This window comes from Pseudomonas sp. B23(2017) (genome assembly GCF_002113725.1).
Classification (GTDB): Bacteria; Pseudomonadota; Gammaproteobacteria; order Pseudomonadales; family Pseudomonadaceae; genus Aquipseudomonas; species Aquipseudomonas putida_Z.
The window spans coordinates 80,559-99,926 of the sequence record NZ_NEJM01000002.1 but is presented as its reverse complement, the minus strand read 5'-3'; the positions used below and the strand labels follow the sequence as shown (position 1 = coordinate 99,926).

Annotated in this window: 17 protein-coding genes; 8 read left to right on the top strand and 9 right to left on the bottom strand. The window is 64.6% G+C overall.

Going from position 1 to position 19,368, the window contains the following annotated elements:
• Positions 1-44 precede the first annotated feature (44 nt).
• Positions 45-1,232, top strand: a complete 1,188-nt coding sequence (locus CAG46_RS03750; protein WP_025340131.1) for an MFS transporter — start codon at positions 45-47, stop codon at positions 1,230-1,232.
• Positions 1,233-1,358: 126 nt separating this feature from the next.
• Here the strand turns inward: CAG46_RS03750 and CAG46_RS03745 are convergent, their stop codons facing one another.
• Positions 1,359-4,379 (bottom strand): FAD-binding and (Fe-S)-binding domain-containing protein, encoded by a 3,021-nt coding sequence (locus CAG46_RS03745; protein ID WP_085614564.1) that lies wholly within the window; start codon positions 4,377-4,379, stop codon positions 1,359-1,361.
• Positions 4,380-4,531: 152 nt separating this feature from the next.
• Between CAG46_RS03745 and CAG46_RS03740 the strand changes: the two genes are divergently transcribed.
• On the top strand, positions 4,532-5,416 hold the full coding sequence (locus CAG46_RS03740; RefSeq protein ID WP_013973663.1) for a LysR substrate-binding domain-containing protein: 885 nt from the start codon (positions 4,532-4,534) through the stop codon (positions 5,414-5,416).
• A 176-nt stretch (positions 5,417-5,592) separates the two neighbouring features.
• Here the strand turns inward: CAG46_RS03740 and CAG46_RS03735 are convergent, their stop codons facing one another.
• The 6 genes from CAG46_RS03735 to CAG46_RS03710 all read right to left on the bottom strand — a co-directional run bounded on the left by CAG46_RS03735 (position 5,593) and on the right by CAG46_RS03710 (position 12,169).
• Complete coding sequence (locus CAG46_RS03735; protein ID WP_075047028.1) at positions 5,593-7,011, bottom strand: amino acid permease; 1,419 nt, start codon at positions 7,009-7,011, stop codon at positions 5,593-5,595.
• A gap of 704 nt (positions 7,012-7,715) precedes the next feature.
• Complete coding sequence (gene rluB / locus CAG46_RS03730) at positions 7,716-8,783, bottom strand: 23S rRNA pseudouridine(2605) synthase RluB (RefSeq protein WP_075045968.1); 1,068 nt, start codon at positions 8,781-8,783, stop codon at positions 7,716-7,718.
• Between the two features lie 274 nt (positions 8,784-9,057).
• Entirely contained in the window at positions 9,058-9,828 is a 771-nt protein-coding gene (gene scpB, locus CAG46_RS03725) for an SMC-Scp complex subunit ScpB (RefSeq protein WP_085618582.1), read from the bottom strand.
• A complete protein-coding gene (locus tag CAG46_RS03720; protein ID WP_178080681.1) occupies positions 9,815-10,540 on the bottom strand; it encodes a ScpA family protein in 726 nt (241 codons plus the stop codon). The genes scpB and CAG46_RS03720 overlap by 14 nt, the downstream gene beginning before the upstream one ends.
• A 125-nt stretch (positions 10,541-10,665) precedes the next feature.
• On the bottom strand, positions 10,666-11,295 hold the full coding sequence (locus tag CAG46_RS03715) for an L-threonylcarbamoyladenylate synthase (protein WP_038408376.1): 630 nt from the start codon (positions 11,293-11,295) through the stop codon (positions 10,666-10,668).
• A gap of 13 nt (positions 11,296-11,308) precedes the next feature.
• Positions 11,309-12,169: a PHP domain-containing protein gene (locus CAG46_RS03710; RefSeq protein ID WP_085618586.1), complete on the bottom strand. Its 861-nt coding sequence runs from the start codon at positions 12,167-12,169 to the stop codon at positions 11,309-11,311.
• Positions 12,170-12,236: 67 nt separating this feature from the next.
• On the opposite strand from CAG46_RS03710, the gene CAG46_RS03705 reads away from it, so the two are divergent.
• From CAG46_RS03705 to CAG46_RS03685, 5 genes are all read left to right on the top strand, one after another.
• On the top strand, positions 12,237-12,830 hold the full coding sequence (locus CAG46_RS03705; protein WP_085618588.1) for a septation protein A: 594 nt from the start codon (positions 12,237-12,239) through the stop codon (positions 12,828-12,830).
• Position 12,831: 1 nt separating this feature from the next.
• Complete coding sequence (locus CAG46_RS03700; protein ID WP_085618590.1) at positions 12,832-13,131, top strand: YciI family protein; 300 nt, start codon at positions 12,832-12,834, stop codon at positions 13,129-13,131.
• Between the two features lie 205 nt (positions 13,132-13,336).
• Positions 13,337-14,014, top strand: coding sequence for a response regulator transcription factor (locus tag CAG46_RS03695; RefSeq protein WP_025340136.1), 678 nt, complete (start codon positions 13,337-13,339; stop codon positions 14,012-14,014).
• A 101-nt stretch (positions 14,015-14,115) separates the two neighbouring features.
• Positions 14,116-14,532 (top strand): Spy/CpxP family protein refolding chaperone, encoded by a 417-nt coding sequence (locus CAG46_RS03690; RefSeq protein WP_025340137.1) that lies wholly within the window; start codon positions 14,116-14,118, stop codon positions 14,530-14,532.
• A gap of 60 nt (positions 14,533-14,592) precedes the next feature.
• Positions 14,593-15,933, top strand: a complete 1,341-nt coding sequence (locus tag CAG46_RS03685) for a cell wall metabolism sensor histidine kinase WalK (protein WP_085618592.1) — start codon at positions 14,593-14,595, stop codon at positions 15,931-15,933.
• A 234-nt stretch (positions 15,934-16,167) separates the two neighbouring features.
• On the opposite strand, the gene CAG46_RS03680 is transcribed toward CAG46_RS03685, so the two are convergent.
• Positions 16,168-16,725, bottom strand: coding sequence for a nitroreductase family protein (locus tag CAG46_RS03680; RefSeq protein WP_085618594.1), 558 nt, complete (start codon positions 16,723-16,725; stop codon positions 16,168-16,170).
• A 102-nt stretch (positions 16,726-16,827) separates the two neighbouring features.
• Between CAG46_RS03680 and CAG46_RS03675 the strand changes: the two genes are divergently transcribed.
• Positions 16,828-18,282: a TrkH family potassium uptake protein gene (locus tag CAG46_RS03675; protein ID WP_085618596.1), complete on the top strand. Its 1,455-nt coding sequence runs from the start codon at positions 16,828-16,830 to the stop codon at positions 18,280-18,282.
• On the opposite strand, the gene CAG46_RS03670 is transcribed toward CAG46_RS03675, so the two are convergent.
• Complete coding sequence (locus CAG46_RS03670; protein WP_025340140.1) at positions 18,239-19,300, bottom strand: AraC family transcriptional regulator; 1,062 nt, start codon at positions 19,298-19,300, stop codon at positions 18,239-18,241. The genes CAG46_RS03675 and CAG46_RS03670 overlap by 44 nt on opposite strands.
• Positions 19,301-19,368 lie beyond the last annotated feature (68 nt).

Sequence of the window (19,368 nt, the reverse complement as noted above, 5' to 3'; positions counted from 1 at the left end):
CCGTCATCACGTTTTCACACCGTCCAGAACCCACGTAGGCCCTCATGCCCCACTCACCGCGCCCCCTTGCGGTCACCCTGCAAGTCGTCTCCATCGTCCTCTTCACCTTCATCGGCTACCTGAACATCGGCATCCCGCTGGCCGTATTGCCCGGCTATGTGCACAACGATCTGGGCTTCAGTGCCGTGGTCGCGGGCCTGGTGATCAGCGTGCAGTACCTGGCCACCCTGCTCAGCCGGCCCACCGCCAGCCGCATCATCGACAACCACGGCAGCAAGAAGGCAGTCATGTATGGCCTGGTCGGCTGCGGGCTCAGCGGGGTGTTCATGCTGGCCTGCGCCTTCCTCACCCACCTGCCCTGGCTGAGCCTGGCCTGCCTGCTGGTCGGCCGCCTGGTGCTCGGCAGTGCGGAAAGCCTGGTGGGCTCCGGTGCGATTGGCTGGGGCATCGGCCGCGTAGGTGCCGAAAACACGGCCAAGGTCATTTCCTGGAACGGCATCGCCAGCTATGGCGCGCTGGCCATCGGCGCTCCGCTGGGCGTGCTGATGGTCAAGAGCCTGGGCCTGTGGAGCATGGGCGTGAGCATCATCCTGCTGTGTGCGCTCGGGTTGCTGCTGGCCTGGCCCAAACAGGCCGCACCGATCGTCAGTGGCGTGCGCCTGCCGTTCCTGCGGGTGCTGGGCAAGGTGTTCCCGCACGGCTCGGGGCTTGCCTTGGGCTCGATCGGCTTTGGCACCATCGCCACCTTCATCACCTTGTATTACGCCAGCCGTGGCTGGGCCAATGCGGCACTGACGCTGAGCCTGTTCGGCGCCAGCTTCATCAGTGCGCGACTGCTGTTCGGCAACCTGATCAACCGGCTTGGCGGGTTCCGGGTGGCGATCGCCTGCCTGTCAGTGGAAACGCTCGGGCTGCTGATGCTGTGGCTGGCGCCCAGCGCCGAACTGGCGTTGGCGGGGGCCGCGCTGAGCGGGTTCGGCTTCTCACTGGTGTTCCCGGCACTGGGGGTGGAGGCGGTGAACCAGGTGTCGGCGGCCAACCGCGGGGCGGCGGTGGGGGCTTATTCGCTGTTCATCGATTTGTCGCTGGGGGTGACCGGGCCGCTGGTTGGCGCGGTGGCGGCAGGGTTCGGGTTTGCTTCGATGTTTCTGTTTGCGGCAGCGGCGGCGGCTTGCGGGCTGGTGTTGAGCCTGTATCTGTACAGGCAGGTGCGGCGTCAGCGGGGTCTTTAAAAACAGGGGGGGGCGCGTTGCGCCCCTTTCGCGACACAAGGCCGCTCCTACAAGAAAAACGCGATCTCTTGTAGGAGCGGCCTTGTGTCGCGATGGGCTGCAAGGCAGCCCCCGGGGCCGTGAAGGTCAGCGCTGAGCGTACTGCAGCACCACTTCCAGCGGGTGGCGCATCTGCCGCTCGGTCATGCGCTTGACCTGGCTGCGGCACGAGTAACCGGTCGCCAGCGGCTCGCCTTCCTTGTCCAGCTTGGTCGCCCACGACTGCTCGAAGATGGTCCGCGAAGTGTCCTGGTTACGCGCCTCGTGCCCATAGGTACCGGACATACCGCAGCAGCCAGTCGCCTCGGTCACCAGCTTCAGGCCAAGGCGGGCGAACACCTGCTCCCACTGCCTGGTGCTGGCCGGCACGTTGGTCTTCTCGGTGCAGTGCGCCATCAGGCGGAAATTGCCCGGCGCGGTCGGTGCCTGCTCCGGCAGCACATCCATCAACCACTCCTGCGGCAACAGCACCTGCGGGCAGCCATCCAGGCCCGGCACCTTCTGGTATTCCTGGCGATACACCAGGGTCATCGCCGGGTCCAGGCCCACCAGCGGCACGCCGCACTCGGCCAGGGCCTTGAGCTGGGTGGCATTGCGGATCGCCGCCTTGGCGAACGCACCAAGGAAGCCCTGAACGTGCAGTGGCTTGCCGTTGGCACTGTACGGCGCCAGGAACACCCGGTGGCCCAGGCGGTGCGCCAGATCGATGAAGGCCGACAGCAGCGGCGTCTCGAAGTAACGGGTAAAGGCATCCTGCACCAGCACGATGCTGCGCTCGCGCTGGGCCGGGGTCAGTTCACGCAGGGCCGGCACGCTGGCCACGCCGACGCGGCAGCGGGTCAGGGTGGCCTGGAAGTTGAAGCGACTGATCAGCGGGCTGTCGACCATGCCGACCTTGTCGGCCAGCAGCTTGCTCACCCACTTCGAGCCCATCACCGCGTTGTACAGCCCTGGCGCGTGAGCCAGGTACGGGATGGTGAACTCGAGCGAACCGATCAGGTAGTCACGCAGCGGGCGCTGGTAGCGGCCGTGGTACAGCTCGAGGAAGCGCGAGCGGAAGTCCGGCACATTGACCTTGATCGGGCACTGCCCGGCGCACGACTTGCACGCCAGGCAGCCGGCCATGGCGTCATACACCTCATGGGAGAAGTCCTCCTGGCCCTGGCTGCGCGCACGGTTGTTGCGCAGGCGTGCCGGCAGGCCCTTGAGCCACGACACCTTGTTGCGCGCCGCCGCCAGCACGTCGATGTTGGCCTCGCCCTGCAGGCGCAGCCATTCGCGCATCAGCGAGGCGCGGCCCTTGGGCGAATGCTGGCGTTCACGGGTGGCCTTCCACGACGGGCACATGGCGTCGTTGGGGTCGTAGTTGTAGCAGGCGCCGTTGCCGTTGCAGTGCACGGCGCTAGGGAAGTCCTGCCATACGCGTTCGTCGATGGTGCGGTCGAGGTCGCCGCGCAGGGTCACGCCATCGACCTTGGTCAGGCCCTCGGCGCTGCCTGGCGGGGTGCAGATCTTGCCGGGGTTGAGCTGGTTGTGCGGGTCGAAAGCGCCCTTCAGGCGCTGCAGCGCCGGGTACAGCTCGCCGAAGTACTCCGGCACGTATTCCGAACGCAGGCCCTTGCCGTGCTCGCCCCACAGCAAGCCGCCATAGCTTTTGGTCAGCGCCGCCACGGCGTCGGAAATCGGCTTGACCAGTGCGGCCTGGGCCGGGTCCTTCATGTCCAGTGCCGGGCGCACGTGCAGCACCCCGGCATCGACGTGGCCGAACATGCCGTAGGCCAGGCCGTAGCCATCGAGCAGTGCACGGAAGTCGGCGATGTAGTCGGCCAGTTGCTCCGGCGGTACCGCGGTGTCTTCCACGAACGGTTGCGGGCGTACTTCGCCCTCGACGTTGCCCAGCAGGCCCACCGAACGTTTACGCATGGTGTAAACGCGGGTCACCGCCTCGGCGCCCTCGGCCAGGGTGTGGCCCAGCCGCTCGACGCTGGTGTCGCTCTGCAGGTGCTGGATGAACGCTTGCACCTTGGCATTGACCTCGGCCGGCTCGTCGCCGCAGAACTCCACCAGGTTGATGCCCAGGGTCGGGCGCTCGGGGTCGGCCGGGAAGTATTCGGCAACGCTGTGCCAGACGATGTCCTTCATCGCCAGCATCAGCACCTTGGAGTCGACGGTCTCGATCGACAGCGGCTTGTGCGCCATCAGCGCGTTGGCGTCACGCAGGGCATCCATGAAGCTGGTGTAGCGCACGTTGACCAGCACGGCGTACTTGGGGATCGGCAGCACATTGAGCTTGGCTTCGACCACATAGCCCAGCGAGCCCTCGGCACCGCACAGCACGCTGTTGAGGTTGAAGCGGCCCTGCTCGTCGCGCAGGTGCGCCAGGTCGTAGCCGGTCAGGCAACGGTTGAGCTTGGGGAAGGTGGTTTCGATGAGGTCGGCCTGGGTTTCCTGGATTTCCCGCGCCATGCGGTACACCTCGCCGACCCGGCCGGGCGCGGCACAGGCCTGTTCCAGCGCGGCATCGTCGATCGGCAGGCTGTGCAGGCGCTCGCCACCGAGCAGCACGCTGTGCAGCTCCAGTACGTGGTCGCGGGTCTTGCCATAGGTGCAGCTGCCCTGGCCACTGGCATCAGTGTTGATCATGCCGCCGACAGTGGCGCGGTTGGAGGTGGATAGCTCGGGGGCGAAGAACAGCCCGTGCGGCTTGAGCGCGGCGTTGAGCTGGTCCTTGACGGTACCGGCCTGCACCCGCACCCAGCGTTCCTCGACGTTGATTTCGAGGATCTTGTTCATGTGCCGCGACAGGTCGACGACGATACCGTCGGTCAGCGACTGCCCGTTGGTGCCGGTACCACCGCCGCGCGGGGTCAGCTTGACCTGCTGGAAGCGCTCCTCGGCCATCAGCGTGGCGACCCGCGCCACATCGTCGGCGTCCAGCGGGAACACCGCCGCCTGTGGCAAGCGCTGGTAGATCGAGTTGTCGGTGGCCAGCACCGTGCGGGTACCGTAGTCGGCACTGATCTGGCCACGGAAGCCGCTGTTGCGCAGGGCTTCGAGGAATTCGGGGTAGTTGGCGCTCGGGGCAACGGTCGACAGCTGGGCGATCATCGAAGGATGGCCTCTTGATATTGGCTAATTCACGGGATTCCTGTCGTTCCGGCATGGGTGATGGCATGCGGAGGTGACGTGCAGGCCAATGTTCCTGTAGTTTCGCTTTCGGGGCAAACGGATAATCCTGCCGCTATTAATGACTTTCATGAATGAATTACCGCCATCTGACCCCATCCATGTCGCTGCTACTGGCTTTCGAGGCTGCCGCCCGGCATGAAAGCTACACCCGCGCCGCCGCCGAGCTGTCGCTGACCCAGAGCGCGGTCAGCCGCCAGGTGCAGGCGCTGGAGCAGCAACTGGGCCTGACCCTGTTCCGCCGCGAGGGGCGCCAGGTGCAGCTGACCGATGTCGGCCGCCTGTACCAGCGCGAGCTCAGCGAGGCACTGGGGCGCATCCGCAGCGCCACCTTGCAGGCACTGGCCTACCAGTCGGGGGTGGGCACCTTGCGCCTGGCCACCTTGCCCACCTTCGGCTCGAAATGGCTGCTACCACGGCTGCACGCCTTCTACAGCGCCCACCCGGGCATGCTGGTGCACATACATTCACGCATCGAAGCCATCAACTTCGACACCAGCGAGATCGATGCCGCCATCGGCGTGGCCAGCCACGACCTGCCGGGGTTGATCTGCCATCGCCTGCATGCCGAGGAACTGGTGGTGATATTGCCGCCGGAGGCTGGCGCGGACAGCCAGGGCTGGAGCCCGGCCCGCATCAGTGAAGAGGTGCTGCTGAATGTGGCCAACAACCCGCATGCCTGGGGCGAGTGGTTTTCGCACCATGGCCTGGCGCACCGGGCGATGCGCCTGGGGCCGAGCTTCGAGCTGACCTCGCACCTGATCCAGGCGGTACGCGCCGGGATCGGCATCGGCCTGGTGCCGCGCATACTGGTGGAGGAAGAACTGGCCAAGGGTGAGCTATACAGCCCCGGGGTGGCATTTGCCAGTCAGCGCAGTTATTACCTGATCTACCCACCGCGCAATGAGGCGTTGCCGTCGCTGCGGGCGTTTCGCAGCTGGTTGCTGGAGCAGATCTGATTTTTGCCTGTACCGGCCTCTTCGCGGGTAAACCCGCTCCCACAGGTATAGCGCTGCTTTCAGGTCAGGTGATGTCCCTGTGGGAGCGGGTTTACCCGCGAAAAGGCCGGTACAGGCAATAAAAAACCCGAAGCCAGTTCCTGACTTCGGGTTATTTGTACGCTACCTGCAGCGCCTTACTTGGCCACGCTACCAGCAGCCCCAAGGGCCTGCGCCCTGCGACGCGGCTTGACCATGTAGACCACGAACATGGCGAACAGCCACACCGGGATCGCATACACGGAAACCTGGATACCCGGGATCATCGCCATGATGCCCAGAATCAGCACCACGAACGCCAGGCAGATGTAGTTGCCATAGGGGTACCACAGCGCCTTGAACAGCGGCTTCTGGCCAGTGCGGTCCAGGTGCTGGCGGAACTTCAGGTGCGAGTAGCTGATCATCGCCCAGTTGATCACCAGGGTGGCCACCACCAGCGACATCAGCAGCTCCAGCGCGTTTTGCGGCATCAGGTAGTTGAGCAGCACCGCGATCAGCGTCACGCCTGCCGACACCAAGATCGAGCGCACCGGTACACCGCGGCTGTCGACCTTGGCCAGCGACGCCGGGGCGTCACCTTGTTCGGCCATGCCCAGCAGCATGCGGGCGTTGCAGTAGGTGCCGCTGTTGTACACCGACAGCGCTGCAGTCAGGACCACGAAGTTCAGCAGGTGCGCAGCCACGTCACTGCCCAGCAGCGAGAACACCTGCACGAACGGGCTGCTGCCATAGCTGCCGCCGGACGCATCGATGCTGGCGACCAGGTTGTCCCATGGGGTCAGCGACAGCAGCACCACCAGGGCACCGACATAGAAGATCAGGATACGGTAGATGACCTGGTTGATCGCCTTGGGGATCACGGTCTTCGGCTTGTCGGCCTCGGCAGCGGTGAAGCCGAGCATTTCCAGGCCACCGAAGGAGAACATGATGAAGGCCAGGGCCATCACCAGCCCGCTGACACCGTTCGGGAAGAAGCCGCCGTGCGACCACAGGTTGGCCACGGTGGCTTCAGGGCCGCCGCTGCCGCTGGTCAGCAGGTAGGCACCCAGGCCGATCATGCTGACGATGGCCACCACCTTGATGATGGCAAACCAGAATTCTGCCTCACCGAAGAACTTCACGTTCATCAGGTTGATGGCGTTGATCAGCACGAAGAACGCTGCCGCCGTGACCCAAGTGGGGATCTCCGGCCACCAGTAGTGGACATACTTGCCGACCGCCGAAAGCTCCGACATGCCCACCAGGATGTACAGCACCCAGCAGTTCCAGCCCGACAGGAAGCCGGCGAAACCACCCCAGTAGGTGTGGGCGAAATGGCTGAACGAGCCGGCCACCGGCTCTTCGACGATCATTTCGCCGAGCTGGCGCATGATCATGAAGGCGATGAAGCCGCAGATGGCGTAGCCAAGGATCATCGACGGGCCAGCGGATTTCATCACGCCTGCCGAGCCGAGGAACAGGCCGGTACCAATCGCACCGCCGAGGGCGATCAACTGGATATGGCGGTTCTTCAGGCCCCGCTTGAGCTCGCCTGAATGCATGTTTTGTCCACTCATGAACGAAGTCACCTGCATTGTTTTTATCTGTGACGGAATCGGACCCACCGCGCTCGTGGCGCAGCGGAATGGGCAAGGTGGTTACCTTGGGTTTCCTGACCTCAGGTGCCGCCGGGGCGGGTCAACCAGGCGTGATCAAGAGTGCGCGGTACGCAAGGGAGTCACAGGTAAAACGCGGCGCACTGTATACCCCTGCAAACGCGCAGGCGTCAACGCGTTGCATCGTTTCCTCGGGAAAAAACGCAGCGATCCTGTGGTGTGGGCCTTGAAAGGCGAAGTGATCGGCGTACATGGCGCCTCCATTTGTTGTTTTGTCAGCCTGGCTCTGTGGACAGGCTTTTGCACACGGCAATGGCGGCTATAACACCGTGGGGCGGGGCTTGGCTGGCTGTTTTGACGGGGAGTCGGCGGCAAGGTTTGTTTACACGATTCGACCTAATCTGAAATCCGGGCTGAAACCGTCCACATTCGTACAGTTTTCTTTACAGGGTGGTTCGGGAACTTGCCAGTCGTCCGAAAATTCTTTTTGTTCAATGTCTTGGGGCCGCTTTGCGGCCCATCGCGACACAAGGCCGCTCCTACAGGGACCGCGTCAATTTCAGTAGGAGCGGCCTTGTGTCGCGATGGGCTGCGCAGCAGCCCCAAAATCTCACAGGCATAAAAAACCAGCCCGAAGGCTGGTTCTCTTTCAACGCAAAGGCCAATCAGCCACGCGGTTTGCCGCGGCCACGCCCTGCCGGCTTGTCACCTTCAGGCTTGGCCGGACGCTTGCGCATCTCGCTCGGGCGTTCGGCCACGGTGCTGCCACGGCCGGTCTTGCGCGGGGCCTCTTCACGCGGCTGGCGCGCCGGGCGTTCGCCGGCAGCAGCACCTTCGTGAGCCGGGCGCAGGTTGCGCACGCGCTCGCCACGGCCCAGCGGGCGGGTCGATTTGCGCTGCAGGCGCTCCATCTTGTCCTTGGCCTTGAGCTTCATGGCTGGCAGCGCCACCGGCTGCAGGCCCACTTCAGCAGCGAGGATGTCGATTTCGCCCTGGCTCATTTCACGCCAGCGGCCCATCGGCAGGTCGGAGTTGAGGAACACCGGGCCGAAACGCACGCGCTTCAGGCGGCTGACCACCATGCCCTGAGACTCCCACAGGCGACGCACTTCACGGTTGCGGCCTTCCATCACCACGCAGTGGTACCAGTGGTTGAAGCCTTCGCCACCGGGTGCCTTCTGGATGTCGGTGAACTTGGCCGGGCCATCTTCCAGCATCACGCCGGCCTTCAGGCGCTCGATCATCTCGTCGTCGACCTCACCACGCACACGTACCGCGTATTCACGGTCCATCTCGTAGGACGGGTGCATCAGGCGGTTGGCCAGTTCACCGTCGGTGGTGAACAGCAGCAGGCCGGTGGTGTTGATGTCGAGGCGGCCAATGTTGATCCAGCGGCCTTCTTTCGGCCGTGGCAGGCGGTCGAACACGGTCGGGCGGCCTTCCGGGTCGTCACGGGTGCAGATTTCGCCATCGGGCTTGTTGTACATGATCACCCGGCGGGTGGCCTCGGCGGCCTCTTCGCGCTTGATCAGCTTGCCATCCACGGCAATGGCGTCGTGCAGGTCGACGCGCTGGCCGAGGGTGGCCTCGACGCCGTTGACCTTGATGCGGCCCTGGCTGATCCAGGCCTCGACGTCACGGCGCGAGCCAACGCCAATGCGCGCCAGCACTTTCTGCAGCTTTTCGCCGGATGGAGGGGTGATTTCGGTATCTTGCAGGTCTTGCTCACTCATCTGGGCACCTCCCGGTGTAGGAATGAAATAAGGGTTCTGGCGACGAACGCGCCAAAAGGTCGCGCATCATACGCGGTTCGGCGGGGGAACGCACTGGAGGGTAGAGGGTTTTGTGGGCATTGCGAGGGGTTTCTGCCTAATGGTTATGTATTGGCAGTACCGGCCTCTTCGCGGGTAAACCCGCTCCCACAGGTACCGCATCACTCTCAGGACCTGTGATATCGCTGTGGGAGCGGGTTTACCCGCGAAAGGGCCAGCACAGACAACAGAAGACTCAGGGCTGCAACTTGCCGTCCTCTTCCACAGCAGCCTCAGCCTCTTCCTCGCGCAAATCATCGAAATCGGTCTTCAGCCCCTCTTCCATGGCATCCAGCTCCACCAGCAGGCTACGGAAGCTGGTCTCCTCCTTCGGCTCGGCAACCTCTTCCTCTTCCCCAAGGCTGGCATCCGCCAATGCCTGCAGGTGCGCCGGCACTGGCGCATCATCCGGGTCGAGCAGCGGCTCGGGCTCCATCTCCCGCAGCTCGGCCAAGGCTGGCAGCTCGTCCAGGCTCTTGAGGTTGAAATGGTCGAGAAACGCCTTGGTAGTGGCGAACATCGCCGGCCGCCCGGGCACTTCGCGGTAGCCGACCACGCGGATCCACTCGCGCTCCATCAGGGTCTTGATGATGTTGCTGTTCACCGCCACGCCACGCACATCCTCGATTTCGCCACGGGTGATGGGCTGGCGGTAGGCGATCAGGGCCAGGGTTTCCAGCAGCGCGCGCGAGTAGCGCTGCGGGCGTTCTTCCCACAGGCGCCCGACCCACGGCGCAAAGTCCTCGCGAATCTGCAGGCGGTAACCGCTGGCCACCTCCTTGAGCTCGAAGGCACGGCCATTGCACGACTTGCCCAGCAGCTCCAGAGCCTGCCTGAAGACCTTGGGCTCCGGTCGCTCGGCTTCCTCGAACAGTTCGTACAGGCGCTCCAGGGATTGCGGCTTGCCCGAAGCCAGCAGGAAGGCCTCGATCAGCGACGCCAGGTCGCGGGGTTCATTCAGGTTCATCAGGTTCTTCAACAAGCGCCGGGCGAAGCCGCACGTGGATGGCGGCGAAGGGTTCATTCTGCACCAGTTCGATCAGCGATTCCTTCACCAGCTCGAGAATCGCCATGAACGTCACCACCACACCCAGCTTGCCCTCCTCGGCGGCGAACAGCTCGACGAACGGCACGAAACCGCCGCCCTTCAGGCGTTCCAGCACCTGGCTCATGCGTTCGCGGGTGGACAAGGTCTCGCGGGTGATCTGATGGCTTTCGAACAGGTCGTTGCGGCGCATCACCTCGGCCATCGACACCAGCAGCTCTTCCAGGCTGACCTGGGGCAACAGCTTGCGCACCTTGGCCTGCGGCGCCTCCAGGCGCGGCACCACCACCTCGCGGCCAACCCGTGGAAATTCATCGATACCTTCGGCGGCGGCCTTGAAACGCTCGTACTCTTGCAGCCGGCGGATCAGTTCGGCGCGCGGGTCGCCCTCCTCCTCCTCGACGTCGGCCGAGCGCGGCAGCAACATGCGCGATTTGATCTCGGCGAGCATGGCAGCCATCACCAGGTATTCGGCGGCCAGCTCCAGGCGCACGCTCTTCATCAGCTCCACGTAGCCCATGTACTGGCGGGTGATTTCCGCCACCGGGATGTCGAGGATGTCGATGTTCTGCTTGCGGATCAGGTACAGCAACAGGTCCAGCGGCCCTTCGAAGGCTTCGAGGATGACTTCCAGGGCGTCCGGCGGGATGTACAGGTCCAGCGGCAGCTCGGTCAGGGCTTCGCCATAGACCAGGGCCAATTGCAGTTGGCGAGGCACCTCGGCCTGTTCGGCCGGCGCCTCGGGCGCTTCCACCTGGCTCACGCGTTGACCAGGAACGGCGTGGGGTCGCCGCAGCCTTCACGGACCAGTTCCGGCTCATCACCGGACAGGTCGATGATGGTCGATGCCTTGAGGTCACCGAAACCGCCGTCGATCACAAGGTCGACATGGTGCTCCAGGCGCTCACGGATCTCGTAAGGATCGGTCATTGGCTCGGTGTCGCCCGGCAGGATCAGGCTCACACTCATCAACGGCTCGCCCAGCTCAGCCAGCAAGGCCAGGGTGATGGCATGGGCCGGCACCCGTAGCCCGATGGTGCGGCGTTTATCGTGCAACAGCAGCCGCGGCACTTCGCGCGTGCCATTGAGGATGAACGTGTAAGGCCCCGGCACATGTGCCTTGAGCAGACGGAAGGTGCCGGTATCGACCTTGGCGTACAACCCCAGCTGCGACATGTCGCAGCACATCAGGGTGAAGTTGTGGGTCTTGTCCAGCCCGCGCAGGCGCCGCACCCGTTCGATGGCCGCCTTGTCCCCCATCTGGCAACCCAGCGCGTAGGCCGAATCCGTCGGGTACACCACCACACCGCCCTTGCGGATAATCTCGACGGCCTGCTTGATCAGGCGCTGCTGCGGGTTCTCCGGATGAATCTGGAAAAATTGGCTCACGTAGTCGTCCTGTTCATACCGCCAAAGGCTGTTCATGGTTGAATCGGCGCCACAGAGGTGGCAGGTCCTCGGGCAAAGGCCGGTAGGCACCGATCTCGCCCCAGGTGCCGGGGCCGTGGAAGTCACTGCCAGCGCTTGCCAGCAGGCCGAACTCACGGGTGAGGATGGACATGGTGCCCACCTGCTCGGCAGGCATCATCCCGTTGACCACTTCAAGCGCCTGCCCGCCTGCCTGAATATAGTCGGCAATCAGCCTTCTGCGCTTGCTGCGGGTCAGATCGTAGTGCATGGGATGCGCCAGGCTCACCCAAGCGTTGGACTGGCGCAGGGTGGCGACGGTTTCATCAAGGGTAGGCCAGTGCTGCTTGACGTCCCCCAGCTTGCCGGCGCCCAGCCATTTGCGAAACGCCTCGCCGCGGTCCTTTACGTGCCCGGCACGCACCAGGTACTCGGCAAAATGCGGGCGCGCCGGGGCGTTGCCGCTATCGCCCAGTTCGTGCTGCACGGCGCGTGCGCCGTCGAGGGTACCGGGCATGCCCTTGGCCGCCAGCCGTTTGTCGATTTCTTCGGCGCGCAGCCAGCGGCCACGGTGCAGCGCTTCGATCGCCGCCAGCAGGGGCGGTGCGTCGAGCGGGAAGTCATAGCCCAGCACATGGATGGTCGCGCCACCCCAGGTGCACGACAGCTCCACCCCGCTGACCCAATGCATGCCCTGGTCGCGGCACGCCTGGCGCGCCTCGGGCAGGCCTTCGATGGTGTCATGGTCGGTCAGTGCCAGCGTTTGCACCCCATGCTCATGGGCTCGGGCGACCAGTATCGAGGGCGACAGGGCGCCGTCGGAGGCCGTGCTGTGACAGTGCAGATCAACATTCATGGAGGAGCGCTTTCGCTGGAATCGATGTTTGTTATTATGCCGTCACATCCTGATTCTGGCTGCCATTGTGAAACAATTCATCGATTTCATCCCGCTGCTGCTGTTCTTCATCGTCTACAAGCTCGACCCGCGCCCCATTGAAGTCGCCGGCCACAGCTTCGAATTCGGCGGCATCTACAGCGCCACGGCCATGCTGATCATCAGCTCGCTGGTGGTCTACGGCGCGCTGTTCCTGCGCCAGCGCAAGCTGGAAAAGGGCCAGTGGCTGACCCTGGTGGCCTGCCTGGTGTTCGGCGGCCTGACCCTGACCTTCCACAGCGAAACCTTCCTGAAGTGGAAGGCGCCAGTGGTGAACTGGCTGTTCGCCCTGGGCTTCGCCGGCAGCCACTTCATCGGCGACCGGGTGCTGATCAAGCGCATCATGGGCCACGCCCTGAGCCTGCCCGATGCCATCTGGACCCGCCTGAACCTGGCCTGGATCGGCTTCTTCTTGTTCTGCGGCGCGGCCAACCTGTTCGTCGCCTTCACCTTCCAGGACTTCTGGGTCGACTTCAAGGTGTTCGGCAGCCTGGGCATGACCGTGATGTTCCTGGTAGCGCAGGGCGTGTACCTGTCGCGCCACCTGCACGACGACCCTTCCACCTCCAAACCCAAGGATTGACATGCTCTACGCCATCATCGCCAGCGACGTCGCAAACTCCCTGGAAAAGCGCCTGGCCGCCCGCCCGGCGCACATCGAACGCCTGCAGCAGCTGAAGGCCGAGGGCCGCGTGGTACTGGCCGGCCCGCACCCGGCCATCGACAGCAACGACCCGGGCGAAGCGGGTTTCAGCGGTAGCCTGATCGTTGCCGAGTTCGACTCCCTGTCTGCGGCGCAGGCCTGGGCCGATGCCGACCCTTACATTGCCGCGGGCGTGTACGACAAGGTGGTGGTCAAGCCGTTCAAGCAAGTGCTGCCTTGATCTGAGACCGCGTGGGCTTCTTCGCGGGCTTGCCCGCTCCCACAGGGACACCACAGGTCCTGAGGTTTGTGGGTTACCTGTGGGAGCGGGCAAGCCCGCGAAGAAGCCCACGCGGTACCGGCAGTTATACTGTTGCCATCAGTCTGCGGTATCTTTGCCACTGGCGGACCGAATAGCCGCCGTCAATGGTTGAATTGAGTGAGTCATGAGCGAGCTGTTACTGATAGATGATGACCAGGAGCTGTGCGAGCTGCTCGGCAGCTGGCTGACCCAGGAAGGGTTTACCGTGCGCGCCTGCCACGATGGCCAGAGTGCACGCCAGGCCCTGGCCACGCATGCCCCGGCGGCCGTGGTGCTGGACGTGATGCTGCCCGACGGCAGTGGCCTGGAACTGCTCAAGCAGTTGCGCAGCGAGCATGCCGAACTGCCGGTGCTGATGCTCTCGGCCCGCGGCGAGCCGCTGGACCGCATCCTCGGCCTGGAACTGGGCGCCGACGACTATCTGGCCAAACCCTGCGACCCGCGTGAACTCACCGCTCGCCTGCGTGCCGTGCTGCGCCGCAGCCACCCCACCGCCACCACCAGCCAGGTGGAACTGGGCGACCTGGTCTACAGCCCTGCCCGTGGCGTGGCCAGCATCGATGGCCGCGAAATGACCCTGACCCTGTCCGAAAGCCGCATTCTCGAAGCCCTGCTGCGCCAACCCGGCGAGCCGCTGGACAAGCAGGAACTGGCGCAGATCGGTCTGGGCCGCAAGCTGACCCTGTACGACCGCAGCCTGGACATGCACGTCAGCAACCTGCGCAAGAAGATCGGCCCCCACGCCGATGGCCGGCCGCGCATCGTCGCCCTGCGCAGCCGTGGTTATTACTACTGCCTCTGAACTTCTTTACCGAGCCTTTACCATCCACTGACCGCGCTTGACGGTGATCTCCCTAGACTGTGCTCATCCGGTAACCACCGGCCCATGAAAGGAGAGACACCATGCGCAAGACCCTTATCGCCCTGATGTTCGCCGCCGCCCTGCCGACCGTGGCCATGGCCATGCCTGAAGGCGGCCCGCGCCACGACGGCCCACATCATCGCGGTGATGCGCCTTTCCACCAACTGGACCTGAGCCGTGACCAGCGCCAGCAGATCGGCAAACTGATGGGCGAGCAGATGAAACAGCGCCGCGACATCACCGAGCGCTACCTGTCCAAACTGCCGGCCGCCGACCAGAAGGCGATGAAGGACGAACTGCAGGCCAACCGCGACAAGACCGACAGCGCGGTCCGTGCCCTGCTCAAGCCTGAGCAGCAGAAGAAGTTCGATGAACTGCAGAAGGAACGCGCCGCGCAGAAAGCCGAGTGGCAGGAGTTCCAGGCCTGGAAAGCTGAAAAAGGCAACAAGGCCCAGTAAGCTGTCCGCCCGATGCCCGGCCCGCCTATGTGCGAGCCGGGCTTTTCTTGTTTGCAGGAGGTGCACTTGCGTTCACTGTTCTGGCGCATCCTGGCCAGTTTCTGGCTGGCCATCACCCTGGTCGCGGGCCTGTCGATCCTGCTGGGCCATATGCTCAACCAGGACGCCTGGATCCTCAGCCGCCACCCGGGCCTGAATACCCTGGCCAGCAAGTGGGCCAAGCATTACGAACAGGAAGGCCTGGCTTCGGCACAGCACTTCCTGGAACGGCGCAAGGACCGCTACAAGATCGACGTGCAGGTGCTCGACGACAGTGGCGAAGCCGTGGTGCCCGGCACCTTCCCGCGCCGTGCGGCGGCCTTCGAGGCACGCCAGCACAATGACCAGCGGCGCCTGCCGTGGCGCCGGTTGACCGAGGAATACACCAGCCCCGACACCGGCGAGACGTACCTGCTGATCTACCGCATCCCCCACCCGGCGCTGGATGCCTGGCACCGCGAAAGCCTGTTGTGGCCGCTCAGTGCGCTGGGCATTGCCCTGGTGGTGCTGACCCTGTTCAGCCTGCTGGTGACCCTGTCCATCACCCGCCCGCTCAGCCGCCTGCGCAGCGCCGTGCATGACCTGGGCCAGACCACCTACCAGCAGAACAGCCTGGCGCAGCTGGCGGCGCGGCGTGACGAGTTCGGCGTGCTGGCCAAGGACTTCAACAAGATGGGCGCGCGCCTGCAAAGCACCATCGGCAGCCAGCGCCAGTTGCTGCGCGATGTGTCCCATGAACTGCGCTCACCGCTGGCCAGGCTGCGTATCGCCCTGGCCTTGGCCGAGCGCGCCGAGCCGGAGCAGCGCGAGGCGCTGTGGCCACGCCTGACCCGCGAATGCGACCGCCTGGAAGACCTGATCAGCGAAATTCTCGCCCTGGCGCGGGTCGATGCCGAACAGGCCCATGCCGAGCCGGTCGACCTTAACGCCCTGCTCGGCAGCGTGCGCAAGGACGCCCAGCTCAGCGCACCAGAGCAGGACGTGCGCCTGGAGGCACAGCCGGGGTTGACCTTGCAGGGTTGGCCAACGCTGATCGAGCGTGCCGTGGACAACCTGCTGCGCAACGCCCTGCGCTTCAACCCGCAGGGCCAGCCGATCGAAGTCAGCGCCGTGCGCGAGCAAGACCGTATCGTGATCAGCGTGCGTGACCATGGGCCGGGAGCGGCGGCGGAACACCTGGCGCAGCTGGGGGAACCGTTCTTCCGTGCGCCGGGGCAGGAAACGCCGGGGCATGGGCTGGGGCTGGCGATTGCACGCAAGGCGGCGGAGCGGCATGGTGGCAGCCTGGTGCTGGAGAACCATCCACAGGGGGGCTTTGTGGCGCGGCTGGAGTTGCCTGTGACTGAAGCGACAGGCAGTTGATTTGATGTAAATGCTCCCGGCCTCTTCGCGGGTAAACCCGCTCCCACAGGTACTGTGCAAGGCCTGAAGTTTGCGCCACACCTGTGGGAGCGGCGGGCGGTTGATGTGCTGTAAAGGCACCCGCCCTCCTCCACAGGTACTGTGCAAGGCCTGAAATTTGCGCAACACCTGTGGGAGCGGGTTTACCCGCGAAAGGGCCGGATGCCTTGATACTGCAATCAGCCCAAGACTACGTTACTCGCCCCAGGCACTGACGAAATCTGCAGTTTCCAGAATCGGCGCGGTGCGCGGCTCGGTCAACGGCGTACCCACATACAGATACCCGATCAGCTCCTCGTTCGCGGCCAGCCCCAGGCCCTTGTGCACATGGGCATCGAAAGCCATGTCCCCGGTGCGCCACACCGCACCGATACCTTGCGCATGCGCCGCAATCAGGATGCCGTGCGCGGCACAGCCTGCCGCCAGCCGCTGCTCGGACTTGGGCACCTTGAAGTGGTCCTGCAGCCTAGCAACCACCACGATCAGCAACGGCGCCCGCAGGGGCATGGCGCGGGCCTTGTCCAGGGCAGCCTGGCTGGCATCCCCCTTGTGCTGCAGCGCTTCGGCGAACAGCTCACCCAGCTTCTCGCGGCCCTGGCCTTCGATGGTGAGAAAGCGCCACGGCCGCAGCTGGCCGTGGTCCGGGGCGCGCAGGGCGGCCTGGAACAGCGCCTCGCGCTGGGCGGCATTGGGCGCCGGGTCGGTCAGGCGTGGCACGGAAACACGGTTGAGCAATGCGTCGAGAGCCTCCATCGGCTACCCTCCTGGCAGGTAAATGTGCCGCCATTCTAGCGTTTACATCACCAGACCCATAGGTAGAATGGCGCCCTTCCGTTTCGAGTCAGAGCAGATCACATGGCGTTGCCGACCTTAAGGATCATTGGTTTCATCATCGGCATCTTCCTGATTACCCTCGCCGTCAGCATGGCCGTGCCCATGGCGACCCTGGTGATCTTCGAACGCACCCGTGACATGCCGTCGTTCCTCTGGTCGAGCCTGATCACCTTCATCGCCGGCCTGGCCCTGGTGCTCCAGGGCCGCCCCGAGCATGTGCACCTGCGCCCGCGCGACATGTACCTGCTGACCGTCAGCAGCTGGCTGGTGGTGTGCGTGTTCGCCGCCCTGCCGTTCCTGCTGACCCAGCACATCAGCTATACCGACGCCTTCTTCGAAAGCATGTCGGGCATCACCGCCACCGGCGCCACGGTGCTCAGCGGGCTGGACAACATGTCACCGGGCATCCTGATGTGGCGCTCGATGCTGCACTGGCTCGGCGGCATCGGCTTCATCGGCATGGCGGTAGCGATCCTGCCGCTGCTGCGCATCGGTGGCATGCGCCTGTTCCAGACCGAATCGTCCGACCGCTCGGAGAAGGTCATGCCGCGCTCGCACATGGTCGCCAAGTCGATCGTGGGGGTATACGTCGGCTTCTCGATCCTGGGCGCGCTGGGCTTCTGGTGGGCCGGCATGAGCCCGTTCGATGCGATCAACCACGCCATGTCGGCGATTTCCACTGGCGGGTTTTCCACCTCCGACCAGTCGCTGGCCAAGTGGGATATCCCGGCCGTGCACTGGGTCGCGGTGGTGGTGATGATCCTCGGCAGCCTGCCCTTCACCCTTTACGTGGCGACCCTGCGCGGCAACCGCAAGGCACTGATCCGCGACCAGCAGGTGCAGGGTTTGCTGGGCATGCTGCTGGTCACCTGGCTGGTGCTTGGCACCTGGTACTGGGCCACCACCAACCTGCACTGGCTCGACGCCCTGCGCCACGTGGCGCTGAACGTGACTTCGGTGGTCACCACCACCGGCTTCGCCCTGGGTGACTATAGCCTGTGGGGCAACTTCTCGCTGATGCTGTTCTTCTACCTGGGCTTCGTCGGCGGCTGCTCCGGCTCGACGGCGGGTGGCATCAAGATCTTCCGCTTCCAGGTCGCCTACATCCTGCTCAAGGCCAGCCTCAACCAGCTGATCCACCCACGCGCGGTGATCAAGCAGAAGTACAACGGCCACCGCCTTGACGAAGAAATCGTGCGTTCGATCCTGACCTTCTCGTTCTTCTTCGCCATCACCATCTGCGTCATGGCGCTGCTGCTGTCGTTGCTTGGCGTGGACTGGATGACCGCCCTGACCGGCGCTGCCGGCACGGTCTCGGGTGTGGGCCCGGGCCTGGGGGAAGTGATCGGCCCGTCGGGCAACTACGCCACGCTGCCGGACGCTGCCAAGTGGATTCTCGCCAGCGGCATGCTGCTCGGCCGATTGGAAATCATCACCGTGCTAGTGTTGTGCATGCCGGCGTTCTGGCGTCACTGACCACCTCGGGCTCGGCGCCCAGGCGGGCGCGGTACTCACTGGGCGTGGCATGGAACCAGCGGCGGAACGCCCGGTAGAAGTTGCTGGGGTCGGCAAAACCCAGCAGATAGGCGGTTTCCAGCAGGGTCATGCCTGGCTGCGCCAGGTACTGTTCGGCCAGTTCGCGGCGGGTATCGTCGAGCAGGGTCTGGAAGCTGGTACCTTCTTCCTGCAGCCGCCGCTGCAAGGTGCGCTGCGACAGGTGCAGGGCCTGGGCCAGGGTTTCGCGCTTGGGCTCGCCCTGCGGCAGGATGCGGCACAGTACCTGGCGCACGCGGTGGGTGACCCGGCTTTCCGAGAAACGCGCCAGGTATTCGCCGGCAAAGCGGTCATGCAGGATGGCCATGGCTTCGTTGGCGGTGGGCAGCGGCGCCTCCATGTCGGCGCGCTCGAACACCAGCGCATCGTGCGGTGCCCCGAACACCAGCGGCGAATGGAACGCCACCTTGTACGGTTCGATATTCTTTGGCTGCGGCCCCTGCACCAGCACCCGGCGCGGTTGCACCGGCCGACCGCTGAGCCAGCTGCACAGCGCCAGCGCGCAGGCCAGCGATGCCTCGGCACTGTGCCGGGTCGGTGGCAGGTGGTCGCCGTGTACGGTCAGGATCAACGAATAGCCCTCGGGGCCGAGGACGAAGCTGAGGTCGGAGCTTTCGGCGATGATGCGCTGGTAACGCACCAGGCGCTCGAAGCCTTCGGCCAGGGTGCGGCTGGACATCAACGCATAGCCCACCACATGGAACGACGCCGGGCGCACCACCCGCGCCATGTTCAGGCCTATGGCCTCGTTGCCCGACAGTTCCACCGCCAGTTGCCACAGCCGGGTCATGGAGTCCTGGGGGAAGCGCGCGTCGGGGTCGTCGAGGGCAGCGAAATCCAGCCCCAGCTGCTTGAACATGGCCCGGCAGTCCAGCCCTTCCAGTTCGAGTGCCTTCACGATCCCTGATGCCCAGCTGGCTGACGTGGTTCTTTCGCTCATGAAAGGCATTTATGCTGACCGCTCCTGCGGTGAACCCCAAGGATATTCAATTGGCGCCTATTGTCACT